This is a genomic window from Collinsella aerofaciens, assembly GCF_015554145.1.
GTDB lineage: Bacteria > Actinomycetota > Coriobacteriia > Coriobacteriales > Coriobacteriaceae > Collinsella > Collinsella aerofaciens_AA.
On the sequence record NZ_JADNHZ010000008.1, the window covers coordinates 46,176 to 59,908 of the forward strand.

Consider the following 13,733-nt stretch of genomic DNA (forward strand, 5'->3'; position numbering starts at 1 on the left):
TGATTGAGCAATGATACCAGCGTTTGAAGAGGGGCGCGAAGCAGATGGGGAGCAAAAAGCGAGCCGCCTGGTCAAAGGCAAAGAGCGAGTTTTTGGGCGCTGCCACCGGCGGCGATATGAGCGACCTGTTTGCCCGCGAGGACGAGCGCCGCGACGCCCTGGACGCCGAGCGCGATGAAGCCTGGCGCTACAAGTCGTGCGAACGCAAAAACCGTTACGACACGCGCGCCGAGGCCGAGGCCGTTATGGCCGACTGCGAAAACCGCGGGCGGCGCGGCTTAGCCTGCTACAAATGCGAATACTGCGGCGGCTGGCACCTGACGTCGCACCCTTGGAAATAGGCTCCCCATTGGCGCAATGCCGGCCATTGCGCACGGGCTATGGACGCGGCGGCACCAACACATCGTAACGAACGGCCTTGCCCGCAAGCTGATAGCTCGGCTTAACGCCGGCAAGCAGTGGCCCCTTCACCGGCCGCTTGATAACGACCTTGCGCGGGTGCACCGCAAGCGCTGCCTGGACCAGCGTCTCCTCGTCGGCGCACGGCTGTTCCAGATGATGCAAGAGTTGGAACTTCTTTTTGACCGCCGCACTCTTGGTGCGCCCGGGAAACATGGGGTCCAGATATACCACGTCGGGAGCGGTGAGCTCGCCCTGCCCGATCAGCTCAGCTGTATGGCGAAGGCCGGCAATGCTGTCCTCGCCCGCATGTAAGCGCATGCGGGCCACGGCTGTCGCAAGCGCCGGATCATCTGCCGCGCGATCCAGGGCATCCTTGAGAAGCGCCGCGATCACGCAATCCTGCTCATACAGATCGACGGTAAAACCCGCGGCCGCCAGCAGCAGCGAATCCTCGCCAAAGCCTGCCGTGGCGTCAATCGCCCATGGGCTCTCGATGCCTTTTGCGCGCGCAGCCTTTACCAGCAGCTCTTGCTGCAGACGGCCCTGCTTGAGCCGCGGAAGCATGCGAGTAAAATCGGCACGCAGTTCCATCGTGCCGTCGGTGAGCGTGAGGCCCTCGGACGTCCCGGTCAGCTCAAGCCCCGCGGCCCGAGCAATAGAAAAGGGATCGACGACGTCCATGGGTACTCCTTAACAAGCAAAACGAATACGTGAGCGCCGTTTATGTCGGCACCCAACCGTCCGCTATTGTCCCACATGCGACATGGCCCACAGCATCCCAATGCAAAGCACCGCCATCAATCCCGTGCACACGGCAGCGATCACGGAATCACCCATGCGCCTTCCCAACGACCGCGGCTCATGCACTTGCCCTGCTCCGTACATCATGGCTCCTCCTTGAGACCAGCTCTTACCATGGACCCATCATCGCAGCGCCGCGCATACGCTGCCATCGATTTGACTTACGCCCAGCTTTCCTTTTTGAAAGGTTGGGTTTGGCTGCGCGGGCTCAATGCGCTTTCAAACGCATGCATCGCCGCGTTGAACTACAATGTGCTTCACCATATGTGCAGTACATTGGGTACGCCAAGTTGGCGTACTCGTATCGAAAGGACCAGCCATGAGCTTCACTCGCAAGACTCTCAAAATCCTTGCTCTCATCTACTTTGTTTTGGGCATCGCCAGCCTCGTCACCGCCGGCGTCGGTATCGCCACGGGCGGTCTCGATTCCACGTACGGTTCGTACGCCACGCTCGCAGCGGTCGTGCTTATCGCCAAGGGTCTCGTCGACCTTGCCGCAGGCGTCGCCGGTATCAAGGGCGCCAACAAGCCTTCGCAGGTGGACGGCGCGTTTAAGCTCGGTATTGTTGCCGCGGTCGCCACGCTTGCCCAAGCGGTGCTCACGCTTCCCGCGTTTGGCGGCGACGCCATCAACTTTGGCGCCTTTGTCATCGTGGTGTACGACCTGTTCTTTGTTCAGCAGGCACACGCCGTTAAGGCCGAGAACAAGGACCGCCTATAAGCGCTCGCTTCTCATAACCTCTGCAGCCAAGCAACTAAAAAGGGCCGATCGCGCATTTCCGCGGTCGGCCCTTTACGTTTGCCCAGATAAAACCTACCAAAATAAACCTGTCCCTATTTGGCAGGTTGTTAGCTGTGGCGGTACTCGGCGATGATGAAGTCGATGTCGGTTTGAAGGGTATCCAAATTTGCCAGGCGCTCTTTGTCGGCAGGGCGCGTGCGGTAGTAATAGGGCGTCATCTGAAATACGGCTTCGATGTCGGCCTGCGTCTGGAGGGTGATAGAAGCTGTCACCCGCTGCGTTCCGACCAACTCGAGTTCGGTGGTCTTCGGCAGCTTCTCGTCATTGAGATATGGCGTGTCGTAGAGCACCTCTTTGAGGCCAAACAGATGCCGAGCACCCGGCACCACGGTGTAGAGCGAACCCTCTGGCGCCAGCACGCGGGCAAACTCACGCTCGTTAAAGGGAGCGAAGAGCTCGGTCACCATATCAAAGGCGCCATCAGCCACGGGGATATCTTTCATGTTGGCCACGAAGTACGTCGCATCGCCGCGCTTGGCGGCAAGGCGCACCATCTCCTTGCCCAGGTCGAAACCGTAAGCATCTACGCCCGGCACCGCGCCCATAGCGCTGGTGTAGTAGCCCTCGCCGCAGCAAATATCGAGCAACGTCATGGGGCAGTTCGTTGACGCGGCACGACCAGACACCCGCTCGCGCACCAGCTCGACCATCGCATCGTGCAACGGTGCATAGTATCCGCGGTTCAGAAAGTCACGACGACTGCGCGCCTGCGACTTGGGATCACCCATGGAGTCGCCGCTCTTGGACGAGCGCAACAGGTACAGATAGCCCTCGCGCGCACGGTCAAAACGGTGTCCGCCCGTGCATGCAGCACCGCGCTCGTCGTCCACCAACGGTTCATGGCAAACGGGACACAACAACATGGCAACTCCTTAGCGCGAACAACACAACGCCCACCATTGTCGCACGCCTTCCCCACCTAGTCATAGAAGAGACAAGGAGTGTCCCCAGCTGCCGACAGAAAAGGAACGTCCCTAAGCGCCGGCTGGCTGCATTAGGAGTATCATCGTCTGCGCAAATAAGCACGAAAGAGCATATTAGAGATTGAGAGCGTATGGCAGACACCGCATCTAAGCACATTGACATGACCACCGGCTCGCTGTGGCGCAATATTCCCCTGTTCGCCTTCCCCGTAGCCGCCACGAGCATCTTGGAGCAGCTGTCGAACCTCATCGCCACCGTCATCATCGGTAACTTCTCGGGCGACCAGGGAACCCTCGCCATGGCAGCGGTCGGCTCCAACGTTCCGCTTACCAGTCTTATGCTCAACCTTTTTATTGGCATGTCGCTTGGCTCCAACGTGGTCATCGCCAACGCTATCGGCCGCAACGATCAGAACGTGGTCAACCGCGCCGTCCACACCTCGATTCTCATGGCGCTTGTGGGCTTTGTCGTCATCGCGCTGGGCGAGATCTTTGCCGAGCCCATGCTCGCCGCGCTCAACGTTCCCGCCGAAACCATGCCGCTCGCTTCGCTCTACCTGCGCGTCTTTTTGCTCAGCATGCCCTCGATCCTGCTCTACAACTTTGAGGCCGCGATCTTCCGCTCTGTCGGCATCACCCGCATGCCGCTGCAGGCGCTCGCCGTGTCCACCGTCCTCAACATTGGCCTGGACCTCATCTTTGTCCCCGTGCTCCACTGGGGCGTCGCGGGCGTCGCCATCGCCACCGCCATCGCCTACACCGTCAGCGCCGCCACACTCTTTGTCCACCTGCTCAAGACCGACTCCGTCGTCCGCGTCACCCCACGCGACCTGGCTATCGACCCCGTCGCCCTCAAGCGCATCGTCAAGATTGGCCTTCCCGCCGGCATCCAAAGCGCCGTCTTCGCCGTCGCCAACATCATCATCCAGTCTGCTATCAACAGCCTGGGCACCGAGGTCATGGCGGCATCGAGCGCCGCCATGAGCCTGGAGTACGTGTGCTACAACCTGCTCAACAGCTTTAGCCAGGCCTGCACCACCTTTGTGGGACAAAACCACGGTGCCCGCCAAATCGACCGCTGCACCAAGACCCTTAAGGTCTGCCTGGTCGAAGGCGGCATCGTCGCGCTCACCACCATCGTCATCATCGTCGGTCTGGGGCGCGAGATCCTAGCGCTCTTTAACAGCGATCCCAACATCGTCTCGATCGGCTATATCCGCGTGTGCTCGATCTTCCCGGCATACGCCTTTAGCATGTTCTACGAAAACATGTCCGGTTACCTACGCGGCTTTGGCATCTCGCTTATGCCCGCCCTCATCACCATGATCTGCGTCTGCGGCATCCGCTTCTATTGGGTCTTCTGTGTGTTCCCGAACTTCCGCACCTTTGCGAACATCATGATGGTCTACCCCATCAGCCTGGGCACCACGGCGTTCTTTATGGTCGTGGCGGTACTACTCTGCCACCCGGCACGCACCTATCGCGCCGCCCAAGCCAAAGCGACAGCCCGCTAAACACCGCACTCAATGTCACGCCAGTCATTAATTGACAATATGCGAGCTCATATAGTCGATAAAACGCCGCGTGGCGATAGGCATGGTGTCCCAGCTGCGCCAAGCTGCCACCACGTCGCGCGAGGGAGCATGCACGATGGGACGTACGCGAATATCGGCCCGCATGCCCTCGACGGTACGACGATACAGCATGCTCACGCCTAGGCCCTCCTCCACCATCGCCATGATGGTGTAGTCGTCGGTCACCTCGCTCGTCACGTGCGGCGACAGCCCGTGCGCCGCGAATGCATCGAGCACCAGGCTCTGTTCGCCCTCGTCCAGCAGCACAAACGACTCTGACGCCAGGTCGGCAAGCGTCACCTTTTCCTTTGCCGTCAGCGGATGCGCGGCCGGCAACAGCGCCACCAACTCGTCGTGATAGACCACGCGCTTCTCGAGCCCGGCGGTAAATCCGCGTGCCGTAAAGCAAAAGTCAACCACGCCATCGTGCACCCACTGGGCGTTGCGCGTGTAATCGCCCTGCTTGAGGGTAAAGTGCACGCCCGGATGCAGAGCCCCAAAGTCGCGAATCACGCGCGGCAATACGGTGCGGCTCACGTTAGTAAACGTCGCGATTCGAATATCAGTCGAGGAGAGTCCCAGCAACTCCTGACGCTTGCCCTCAAGCTCGGCCTCGGCAGTTACGATTTGGCGCAGATACGGCAGGTACTGCTTGCCGTCGCGCGTAAGCGAGACGCCCTGCTTACCGCGCTCGATAAGCGTGGTACCCAGCTCGCGCTCGAGCGCCTTGACGGCCTGGCTCACCGCACTTTGCGTATAGCCTAGCTCGTCGGCCGCGCCCTTCAGGCTGCCGCGATCGACCACCATACAAACAATCTGATACCGCGATGCCATCGTGCCTCCACATCAATGCAGCCGTAAAACGTTTTGCCAGGGCTTTTTCTACTAGCATTAGTATTTCTTAATCATACTGAAGATACATTCGCTTTACTACATCCATATCTGGGAGCAGAATCCTTTTTGCGAAACCGTTCTGTAACAAAAGGAGTCCCATGGATCGCAAAAAAGCAATCGCGCTCTCATTTTCCGTTCCCGTCGCATGGGGCTTTTCGTACCCCCTCATGAAGATCGGCATGGACAGCATGAACGCCACGAGCATCGTTGCGCTGCGCTGCATCATCGCCTTTGCAGCTTGCCTTGTGCTCTTTCACAAGCACGCGCTGCGCATCAACCGTGACCTGATGGTTCGCGCCGCCATCATCGGCGCCATCATGGCAACCGAGCTCACCTGCATGTGCCTGGGCTCCAGCCTCACCTCCGCCTCCACCGCTGGCTTTTTGCAGAGCCTGACGGTCGTGATCGTGCCGTTTGCCAACGCCGCCCTGCTGCGTCGCGCCCCCGAGCGTAAGGTGCTCATCGGCACCGCTATCGTCACCTGCGGCATGTTACTGCTCTCGGGTGCCGACTTTACCAGCCTGAATCCCGGTGCGATCATCATGCTGCTCTCGGCCTTTATCTATGCCGGTCACATCATTGTGGCGAAGCGCTTCGTCGAAGAAGTCGACCCACTGGCCTTGGGTGTTTGGCAGCTGGGCTTTGGCGGCCTGTTCTCGGGCATCGCCGCGTGCACCTTTGGCGGCTTCACGCTTCCCAGCACGCCCAACGAGATCGTCGTGGTCGTCGCGCTCGCACTCATCTGCTCTGCCTACGGCTTTATCACCCAAACGCTCGTGCAGCCCCACGTGCCTGCCGAGACCACCGGCTTCGCTTTCTCGCTCGAGCCGGTCTGCTCCGCCGTCTTCTCGTTCTTCCTGGTCGGCGAGGTCCTGAGCCCCATCGCCTTATTTGGCGCCGCCCTCATCCTCACCGGTGTCTTGGTGGCAACCGTCGAGCTTCCTCGTCTTCGCGCACATGAACACGCTCGCATGGCAGGAGCGCCCGAGCGCGTCTCGTAGACCCCACTCTTCATACAGCCGTGGCATAAAGGCAACCGGTGCGCCTTTACAATAGATGCCAACAGAGCATCTGCCATAAAGGAGCCCCATGGACACCGCAACCCGCGACCGCAACATAGCAACTTGGTTGGGCGATGCGCCGCAGCCGGTACGTGACACGACGAACCAGCTGCTCGAGCGCATCGCCCTTTTACGTGCCGAGCAGACTATCTACCCGGCACAAGACGACATCCTCAATGCCCTCGCCTACACGCCGGCAGACCAAGCCAAAGTTGTCATCTTGGGTCAAGACCCCTATCACGGACCCAACCAGGCCATGGGGCTTTCGTTCTCGGTCCCCGCGACGCAAACCAAACTGCCGCCGAGCCTGCGCAACATCTATAAGGAACTCAGCGCCGATCTGGGCTGCCCCATCCCCGCCACGGGAGACCTGACCCCATGGGCACAACAGGGCGTCCTGCTTCTCAACACTACGCTCACCGTGCGCGAGCATGCCGCCAATTCGCACGCCAAGCTGGGCTGGAGCACGCTCACCGACTATATTATCGAACGCTGCTGCCAGTTACCCCAACCGGTAGTCTTTTTGGCATGGGGTCGCTTTGCCCAGCAGATGGTCGAAGGAAAGCTCGCCGCGACCGGCGCGGGCAAGGCAAGCGGCAAGTTCTGCCTTGCCTCTACGCATCCCTCACCGCTTTCGGCCAACCGTGCCACGGCAGAACTCCCCGCTTTTATGGGGTCGTGCCCCTTCTCCGCTGCCAATCGGCTACTCGAACAGCATGGCTCGACCCCCGTCAACTGGACTTGCCTCGGCTAAAAATCGATACATCAAAAACGCGCCCGACGGCTTCCCATCGGGCGCGTTTCCTATTCAGGCCAAATAAATTGTGTGCGGCCGGCCTCGCCGCCATCGATCAGCAGGCTCTGCCCGGTCATAAACCGGTTGGTCACGCCCACAAAGTAGATCCACTCGGCGATCTCTTGGGCGGTGGCCCAGCGTTTAAGCGGCGTAAGCTCCATAATCTGGTTCCACAGGTGCTCGTCTTCCATCACGCAACGGTTGAGCGGCGTGATAACGCCGCCCGGGTCCACACTGTTGGCGATGGCCTGCGGCGCCAGGCGGTTTGCAAGGTTCTTGGTGTAGGCGATAACACCGCCCTTGCTGGCAGCATAGGCGGGAAACTCCGATCCCGTATGTCCACTCGCCGACCCCACATTGACCACGGATTTGATAGCCGGCGCCGGCTTGGCGGCAAGCCCCTCCCCCACAAAGGCGTAACGCTCGGTCACGTTGATGGTGCCACACAGGTTGGCGACGATGTCATCGGCCGAATCCTGCGTACCGGCAACGTTCACGATCACCTGGGGCTCAAGGTCGTCCGGGAACGCGTCCGGCTTGCGGACATCAACAATCAGATGGCGGTAGCGCTCGTGCTCGATCGCCGCCGGCAGCAGGTCAAAGCCCACGACCTCGTGACCCTCGTCCAAAAAGCGCCGCACGCATGCGGCTCCGATGCCGCCCGAAGCGCCCGTGATCAAAACCCGCATACTTGCTCCTTAGGCGGTCGCGTGGCGCTCGAGGTACTCGGAGCCCACATTCTCGCGCTCCCAGCCACGCACGACCTTGTAGCCCACGGGGCTCAGGAAGACCTCGCACAGCAGCTCGGCAACGGCGCCGGTCAGCGAGCACATAAGGACCTGCACCCAGGTCCAACCAAAGAACGTGTGGCTCACCACAATGGCAAAGACCAGGTTGTCAATAAACTGGCCAACACCCGTAGACACATAGGAGCGGAAGGCGAAGCTCGCAAAATTATTCTTTTTGAGCATCCGGCCGAGCGACTGGTTGAGCGTGGAGTTAACCACGGCAGAAACGAGCATCGCCAGCGAAGAGCCCAGCACCACATACCAGGTGCCGCCGATGGTGGCGTTAAGGGCGCTGTTGACCTCGATCATGCCCGTGTCGTAGTAGGCGCCCCACATGCCGGGCGTGAGCGAGCACGCCCAAAAGCACAGGCTCACGGCCAGGTTGACCAGCAGCGCGAGGATAGAGATTTTGATGGATGCCTTGGCGCCAAAGCGCTTGCAGATCATGTCCTGGCACAAAAACGAAACCCAGCTCACCACAAAGCCGCAATCGAGTGCCAGATACGGCAGGCTGATGAGCTCTTTGTTGGCCAGCAGGTTCATCATGATGACGCTCACGAAAAACAGCGAAACCGTTGCCGCGGGAATGCTCCGCAACAGGACCTTATAGTCCTCCATGACCTTCCTGATCATTATGTACTCCTTTGGTTTTAGGTTTAACGAGCAGGATATCGGACCCGAACTGCTCGGACGCCCCGGTCTTGAGACGACGGTGGGTATGATAGCCGCTCACACGGCATCAGGCAAGCAACCGGCGCGACAGCCCCGCAGGGCCACCGCGCCGATGCGTTAAAAGGTCACGTTGCCAAACTCCGACAGGATAAGGTCGGGGTTGTGGTCAGTTGCCCAGTCCACGTTCCACGGGCTCGTGAACAGCAGCAGCTTACCGCCGCGCATGTCCTCGACGCGCAGGGTGTCGCGCGTGAGCGAAAGGCCCGGGATATCGATGGTATCGGGGTCGTTCTGGATCCAGCGGATGTCCGTATAGGGCAGCGGCTGGCGACGAACCTCAACACGGTACTCGGCCTTGAGACGGCGCTCGAGCACCTCAAACTGCAGCACGCCGACCACGCCCACAATGACGCTCTCCATGCCGGCACCCAGCTCACGGAAGATCTGGATGGCACCCTCCTGGGCAAGCTCCTCCATACCCTTGACGAACTGCTTGCGCTTGAGCGTATCGACCTGCGTAATGCGAGCGAACATCTCGGGGGCAAACGTCGGGATCTGCGGATACTGCACGTGGCGCTTGCCGGAGCACACGGTGTCGCCGATGCTAAAGATACCCGGATCGAACAGGCCCACGATATCGCCCGCGTACGCCTCGTCAACAATCGCGCGGTCATCGGCCATCATCGAGGTGCCCGTGGCCAGCTTGAGTTTGCGGTTGCCCTGCACGTGAAAGGCGTCCATGCCACGCTCGAACTTGCCCGAGCAAATGCGCACAAAGGCGATACGGTCACGGTGGTTCTTGTCCATGTTGGCCTGGATCTTAAACACAAAGCCGCTAAAGTCGTCGCGGCAGGGGTCGACCGGCTCGCTGGTGAGCGTATCGGTATAGGCGCGCGGCGTCGGGGCCAGACGCAGGAACTCCTTGAGGAAGGGCTCCACGCCAAAGTTGGTGAGCGCCGAGCCAAAGAACGCCGGGCTCAGCTTGCCGCAGGCCACGGCATCCAAGTCGAGCTCATCGCCGGCGCCATCGAGCAGCTCGATGTCATCCATCAGGTTCTTATGGTTCTCCTCGCCAATAAGCTCGTCCATAGCGGGATCGCCCAACTCGGCCTCGACCTCGGCGACCTTCTTGGTGGCGTTGGCGTGGCCGTCGCCCTCAAAGGCGATAACGCGACGGGTCTGGCGGTCGAACACGCCGCGGAAGTTGCGGCCGCTACCGATCGGCCAGTTCATGGGATACGTATTGATTCCCAGGACGTTCTCGATCTCTTCCATGAGCTCAAACGGATCGCGAGCCTCGTGGTCGAGCTTGTTCACAAAGGTGAAAATGGGAATGTGGCGCAGCGTACAGACCTTAAAGAGCTTTTTGGTCTGGGCCTCGACGCCCTTGGCGCCGTCGATGACCATGACTGCGGCGTCGGCGGCCATAAGGGTACGGTAGGTATCCTCCGAGAAGTCCTGGTGGCCGGGGGTATCGAGGATATTGACGCAGGCGCCGTTGTAGGTGAACTGCAGCACCGAGGAGGTAACGGAAATGCCGCGCTCCTTCTCGATGTCCATCCAGTCCGAGACGGCATGCTTGGCCGAGCTCTTGCCCTTGACCGAGCCGGCAGTCTGGATACTGCCGGTATAGAGCAGCAGCTTCTCGGTAAGCGTGGTCTTACCGGCGTCCGGGTGGCTGATGATCGCGAATGTGCGGCGCGACGAGATTTCATCCGACAGGCTTGCCATGCGGATCCTTTCTTGCATTGAGTGCATTACGTCGTTGTAACCGCACTATTGTAGCCGCGAAACCTCGCCATAGGGCACCTATCAGGACAAATTCATCAGTTAGGGCCCGGGTAGCCGGCCCAATCCGAATTTGTCTCTTGCGTAACTGTGCATAGTGTATATATACTGTGCTTACCGGTTATATACACGTGTAGCCCAACAGCTAAGGAGCCGCTGTGGACATCATCCTATCCAATTCGAGCGATAAGCCTATCTACGAACAGATATCCTCACAGGTCAAAGCTCAGATCCTTTCGGGCACGCTCGCGGCGGGAGCCAAACTCCCCAGTATCCGTGCACTCGCGAGCGATCTTGGCGTGAGTGTCATCACCACCAAGCGCGCCTACGCCGACCTGGAGCAACTCGGCTTCATCTGCACCGTGCAGGGCAAGGGCTGTTTTGTCGCCGAGGGCAACCAAGAACTCTTGCGCGAAAACCAGCTCTGCCATATCGAAGAGCTGCTCGCACAGGCAGCAACGCAAGCCGAAACCCTAGGCGTCACGCGCAACAAGCTGCACGAGATGCTCGACCTGGTAGCCCCCGAAACCATGCAGTAGCCATCTGCAAGAAAGGCTATACCATGCAAAACCTTTTAGAACTCAAAGGCATCTCACGCCGTGTGAGCGACCGTTTTTCGCTGCGTGATGTCACGCTCGCCGTGGAGCCCGGCCAGATCGTCGGCTTTGTGGGCGCAAACGGCGCCGGCAAGACGACGACCATTCGCGCCGCGCTTGGGCTTATAAAGCTCGATGCCGGCGAGGTGCATCTGCTTGGACAGCGCTGCGACGCCAACGCGCCCGACGAGACGCAGCGCCACCTGCGCTCCCGCATCGGGCTTGTCCTGGACACGTGTCCCTTCCCCTCCACGCTCAAGGTGGGCCAGGTCGAGAGGCTCGTAGGCCCGGCATACCCCACGTGGAGCTGCGAAACGTTCGCCGGATTCATCGACCGATTTGGCCTCGATCCCAAGACGAAGGTCAAGGACCTCTCCCGCGGCATGGGCATGAAGCTGCAGCTCGCCTGTGCGCTCAGTCACAATGCTAAGCTGCTCGTTTTGGACGAAGCCACCGCGGGCCTCGATCCCATGGCGCGCGAGGAACTGCTCGACGAGTTGCTTGCCTTTGTCGCCGACGGCCAGCACAGCGTGCTGCTCTCAAGCCACATTACATCCGACCTCGATCGCACTGCCGACCGCGTCATCTGCATCGATAACGGCTCGATTGTGTTTGACCTGCCGCGCGAGGACATTACCGACCGAGCCGGCATCGCCCACTGCACCCAAGCACAGGCGTCCGAGCTCATGGCTTGCGTCGAAGGCGCCCGTGCCGCCCACCACGCCTATAGCGTGGACGTGCTCGTGCCCAACCGTCGCGAGGCGCTCGAGGCCTTCCCCGAGATTCCCTGCGACCGGGCAACAATTGATGACTATCTTCGCCTCATGCTGAAAGGGGCTTCGAAATGAAACGCGCCTTTATGTCTGAGCTCGCCATCGTCCGCACGCTTGTCCCGAGCATCGCGGGCGTCGGCCTGTTCATCTTCGTCGTACTGACCCTCGCCAACGCATCGGATGGCGATTCCGGTATGAGCGCCGGCGCCTGTGCGGTCAGTGCCATGTCGCCCATCATGGTCATGAACTCGCTGGCCGGCTACGACAATCAAAACGGATGGGAGCGCTATCGGGCAACGCTGCCCCTCTCGCGCAAAGACATCATCTGTGCACGCTACCTGAGCATCATTGTCTTCTCGGCCGTCATGGCGTGCGCCGCCGCGCTTCTGAGCATCGTCTCCATCCCGCTCTTCAACAGCGTGGGTATCCCCTCGACGGGACAGATCGTCTTTGAGACCACAATAGCCTCCGCCGCATCGATGCTCATCTCCCTCATGATGGTGTTTCTGGCACAGCCGCTGTTCTTTCGATTTGGACACATGGAGGCGCTGCGCCTTTCCGTCGGCCTGTTTGCCCTGCTCGGATGCCTTGCCATGGCCACGCTGAGCTCCTCCAACCCCATCAGCAACTGGCTCATGTCGATTGCCGGGGCGAATCCCGACCCTGCTGTTCTTGGCTGTCTGTGCGCAGGAATCGCGGTATTGACCCTCGTGCTATGTGCACTTAGCTGCATCGTCAGCACCAAGGTTTATCGAGTACGCGATCTGTAGCCACGCGAAACTTGACCCATGCTGGCCACAATCGGTCGTAATCGCCCATCCGCCAATCCGTGACAAATGGCATGTCCCCGGCCCGTGTGTGACGTTCTATAATAAAAACGTCACGGGCCTCAGCCCAATTTCGATCATCCAAGGGGATGTCTTTTTGGTCATTGTTCTTTAGGGAACGGTCAATCGCATACAAATTGAAAACGGCCGTCTTGCGGCCGTGGTTTGTTGCGCCGTTCCGCCTCCGTCATCTGCCACATATGCACCTGATAGGAAAGAACAATGAACTCTGCGAAATCTCAATCCTTCCCAAAAGCCACCAGCTTCGACGCGGCACTTGTACGTTCTAAGATTATGGGGCCGAACCCCCTCAAGCTCTGCGAAGAGCTGCTTCGCGGCGCAAGCATCCCCCGCGGCGTCCGCGTCTGCGACCTTGGATCGGGCACCGGTATCACCAGCGCCCTGCTTGCCCACGAATACGGGTTGGACACGTACGCTGTCGATCTGTGGAGCGACCCACAGGAAAACCGCGCGTTCTTCGATTCGCTCGGCATCCCCCGCGACACTATTCACCCTGTTAAGGCGGACGCCTCACAAGGGCTGCCGTTTGAGCACGACTTTTTTGATGCAGTCGTGAGCATCGACTCGTACAACTACTACGGTCGCGACCCGCACTATCTGGGCGAGCGCCTGCTCCCCTACGTAAAGCAAGGCGGGATGCTCTACTTAAGCATCCCCGGCATGGTTCGCGACTGCCACGACAACCTGCCCGCCTGCCTGCTCAAATCCTGGGCACCCGAGCAGCTCGACTATATGCACGACATAGCCTGGTGGCGCGCCATGATCGAGCCGACCCCCGGCGTCGAGATTGTCTCGATGCAGCCTATGCTCTGCACGGACGAAGCGTGGGAAGACTGGCTCGCCTGCGACAACGAGTACGCAGCAGGCGACCGCGCTGCCGTTGAAGCCGGCGCGCTCGAATACCTCAACACCATCGCCATCGTGCTGAGAAAGTTCTAAACAATAGCCGCGCGAGCCGTAAACAAACGGCCTCACGCGGCTTCTTTAAAACAAGTTCTGAACAACCGTAAAGCGC

General features: G+C 60.0%; 15 protein-coding genes. 9 read left to right on the top strand and 6 right to left on the bottom strand.

Annotation, left to right across the window (positions count from 1 at the left end; translation table 11 throughout):
- Positions 1–44: 44 nt before the first annotated feature.
- On the top strand, positions 45–341 hold the full coding sequence (locus tag I2E13_RS04540) for a hypothetical protein (protein WP_055310006.1): 297 nt from the start codon (positions 45–47) through the stop codon (positions 339–341).
- A gap of 37 nt (positions 342–378) precedes the next feature.
- On the opposite strand, the gene I2E13_RS04545 is transcribed toward I2E13_RS04540, so the two are convergent.
- Positions 379–1,083: a class I SAM-dependent methyltransferase gene (locus I2E13_RS04545; RefSeq protein ID WP_195404300.1), complete on the bottom strand. Its 705-nt coding sequence runs from the start codon at positions 1,081–1,083 to the stop codon at positions 379–381.
- A 439-nt stretch (positions 1,084–1,522) separates the two neighbouring features.
- On the opposite strand from I2E13_RS04545, the gene I2E13_RS04550 reads away from it, so the two are divergent.
- Complete coding sequence (locus I2E13_RS04550; protein ID WP_055286664.1) at positions 1,523–1,924, top strand: hypothetical protein; 402 nt, start codon at positions 1,523–1,525, stop codon at positions 1,922–1,924.
- Between the two features lie 128 nt (positions 1,925–2,052).
- Here the strand turns inward: I2E13_RS04550 and I2E13_RS04555 are convergent, their stop codons facing one another.
- Entirely contained in the window at positions 2,053–2,868 is an 816-nt protein-coding gene (locus I2E13_RS04555; protein WP_195404301.1) for a putative RNA methyltransferase, read from the bottom strand.
- A gap of 191 nt (positions 2,869–3,059) precedes the next feature.
- Between I2E13_RS04555 and I2E13_RS04560 the strand changes: the two genes are divergently transcribed.
- Complete coding sequence (locus tag I2E13_RS04560) at positions 3,060–4,442, top strand: MATE family efflux transporter (protein WP_195404302.1); 1,383 nt, start codon at positions 3,060–3,062, stop codon at positions 4,440–4,442.
- Between the two features lie 27 nt (positions 4,443–4,469).
- On the opposite strand, the gene I2E13_RS04565 is transcribed toward I2E13_RS04560, so the two are convergent.
- On the bottom strand, positions 4,470–5,336 hold the full coding sequence (locus tag I2E13_RS04565) for a LysR family transcriptional regulator (RefSeq protein WP_195404303.1): 867 nt from the start codon (positions 5,334–5,336) through the stop codon (positions 4,470–4,472).
- A 158-nt stretch (positions 5,337–5,494) separates the two neighbouring features.
- Here I2E13_RS04565 and I2E13_RS04570 point away from each other — a divergent pair, with 158 nt between their 5' ends.
- Both I2E13_RS04570 and I2E13_RS04575 read left to right on the top strand, forming a co-directional pair.
- Positions 5,495–6,397, top strand: coding sequence for a DMT family transporter (locus tag I2E13_RS04570; RefSeq protein ID WP_195404304.1), 903 nt, complete (start codon positions 5,495–5,497; stop codon positions 6,395–6,397).
- A gap of 88 nt (positions 6,398–6,485) precedes the next feature.
- Positions 6,486–7,211, top strand: coding sequence for a uracil-DNA glycosylase (locus I2E13_RS04575; RefSeq protein WP_195404305.1), 726 nt, complete (start codon positions 6,486–6,488; stop codon positions 7,209–7,211).
- 50 nt (positions 7,212–7,261) lie between these two features.
- Here I2E13_RS04575 and I2E13_RS04580 read toward each other — a convergent pair whose 3' ends face one another.
- The 3 genes from I2E13_RS04580 to I2E13_RS04590 form a co-directional block, all read right to left on the bottom strand.
- Positions 7,262–7,942 (bottom strand): SDR family NAD(P)-dependent oxidoreductase, encoded by a 681-nt coding sequence (locus I2E13_RS04580; protein ID WP_195404306.1) that lies wholly within the window; start codon positions 7,940–7,942, stop codon positions 7,262–7,264.
- Positions 7,943–7,951: 9 nt separating this feature from the next.
- Positions 7,952–8,674, bottom strand: a complete 723-nt coding sequence (locus tag I2E13_RS04585; RefSeq protein ID WP_229057822.1) for a VUT family protein — start codon at positions 8,672–8,674, stop codon at positions 7,952–7,954.
- A 156-nt stretch (positions 8,675–8,830) separates the two neighbouring features.
- Entirely contained in the window at positions 8,831–10,444 is a 1,614-nt protein-coding gene (locus I2E13_RS04590) for a peptide chain release factor 3 (protein ID WP_117645820.1), read from the bottom strand.
- A gap of 215 nt (positions 10,445–10,659) precedes the next feature.
- Here I2E13_RS04590 and I2E13_RS04595 point away from each other — a divergent pair, with 215 nt between their 5' ends.
- The 4 genes from I2E13_RS04595 (at position 10,660) to I2E13_RS04610 (ending at position 13,657) form a co-directional block, all read left to right on the top strand.
- Positions 10,660–11,040, top strand: a complete 381-nt coding sequence (locus I2E13_RS04595) for a GntR family transcriptional regulator (protein WP_195404307.1) — start codon at positions 10,660–10,662, stop codon at positions 11,038–11,040.
- Positions 11,041–11,063: 23 nt separating this feature from the next.
- Positions 11,064–11,945 carry an ABC transporter ATP-binding protein gene (locus tag I2E13_RS04600; protein ID WP_195404308.1) on the top strand — a complete coding sequence of 294 codons (882 nt, stop codon included), beginning with the start codon at positions 11,064–11,066 and terminating at the stop codon, positions 11,943–11,945.
- On the top strand, positions 11,942–12,640 hold the full coding sequence (locus tag I2E13_RS04605) for an ABC-2 transporter permease (RefSeq protein ID WP_195404309.1): 699 nt from the start codon (positions 11,942–11,944) through the stop codon (positions 12,638–12,640). The genes I2E13_RS04600 and I2E13_RS04605 overlap by 4 nt, the downstream gene beginning before the upstream one ends.
- Before the next feature lie 279 nt (positions 12,641–12,919).
- Complete coding sequence (locus tag I2E13_RS04610; protein WP_117645828.1) at positions 12,920–13,657, top strand: SAM-dependent methyltransferase; 738 nt, start codon at positions 12,920–12,922, stop codon at positions 13,655–13,657.
- Positions 13,658–13,733 lie beyond the last annotated feature (76 nt).

What these genes read in the sequence shown, in the direction of transcription:
- I2E13_RS04545 (WP_195404300.1), bottom strand. Translation starts at nt 1,083, where the DNA reads ATGGACGTCGTCGATCCCTTTTCTATTGCTCGGGCCGCGGGGCTTGAG.
- I2E13_RS04540 (WP_055310006.1), top strand. Translation starts at nt 45, where the DNA reads ATGGGGAGCAAAAAGCGAGCCGCCTGGTCAAAGGCAAAGAGCGAGTTT.
- I2E13_RS04555 (WP_195404301.1), bottom strand. Translation starts at nt 2,868, where the DNA reads ATGTTGTTGTGTCCCGTTTGCCATGAACCGTTGGTGGACGACGAGCGC.
- I2E13_RS04610 (WP_117645828.1), top strand. Translation starts at nt 12,920, where the DNA reads ATGAACTCTGCGAAATCTCAATCCTTCCCAAAAGCCACCAGCTTCGAC.
- I2E13_RS04605 (WP_195404309.1), top strand. Translation starts at nt 11,942, where the DNA reads ATGAAACGCGCCTTTATGTCTGAGCTCGCCATCGTCCGCACGCTTGTC.
- I2E13_RS04590 (WP_117645820.1), bottom strand. Translation starts at nt 10,444, where the DNA reads ATGGCAAGCCTGTCGGATGAAATCTCGTCGCGCCGCACATTCGCGATC.
- I2E13_RS04550 (WP_055286664.1), top strand. Translation starts at nt 1,523, where the DNA reads ATGAGCTTCACTCGCAAGACTCTCAAAATCCTTGCTCTCATCTACTTT.
- I2E13_RS04585 (WP_229057822.1), bottom strand. Translation starts at nt 8,674, where the DNA reads ATGATCAGGAAGGTCATGGAGGACTATAAGGTCCTGTTGCGGAGCATT.
- I2E13_RS04565 (WP_195404303.1), bottom strand. Translation starts at nt 5,336, where the DNA reads ATGGCATCGCGGTATCAGATTGTTTGTATGGTGGTCGATCGCGGCAGC.
- I2E13_RS04600 (WP_195404308.1), top strand. Translation starts at nt 11,064, where the DNA reads ATGCAAAACCTTTTAGAACTCAAAGGCATCTCACGCCGTGTGAGCGAC.
- I2E13_RS04580 (WP_195404306.1), bottom strand. Translation starts at nt 7,942, where the DNA reads ATGCGGGTTTTGATCACGGGCGCTTCGGGCGGCATCGGAGCCGCATGC.
- I2E13_RS04560 (WP_195404302.1), top strand. Translation starts at nt 3,060, where the DNA reads ATGGCAGACACCGCATCTAAGCACATTGACATGACCACCGGCTCGCTG.
- I2E13_RS04575 (WP_195404305.1), top strand. Translation starts at nt 6,486, where the DNA reads ATGGACACCGCAACCCGCGACCGCAACATAGCAACTTGGTTGGGCGAT.
- I2E13_RS04570 (WP_195404304.1), top strand. Translation starts at nt 5,495, where the DNA reads ATGGATCGCAAAAAAGCAATCGCGCTCTCATTTTCCGTTCCCGTCGCA.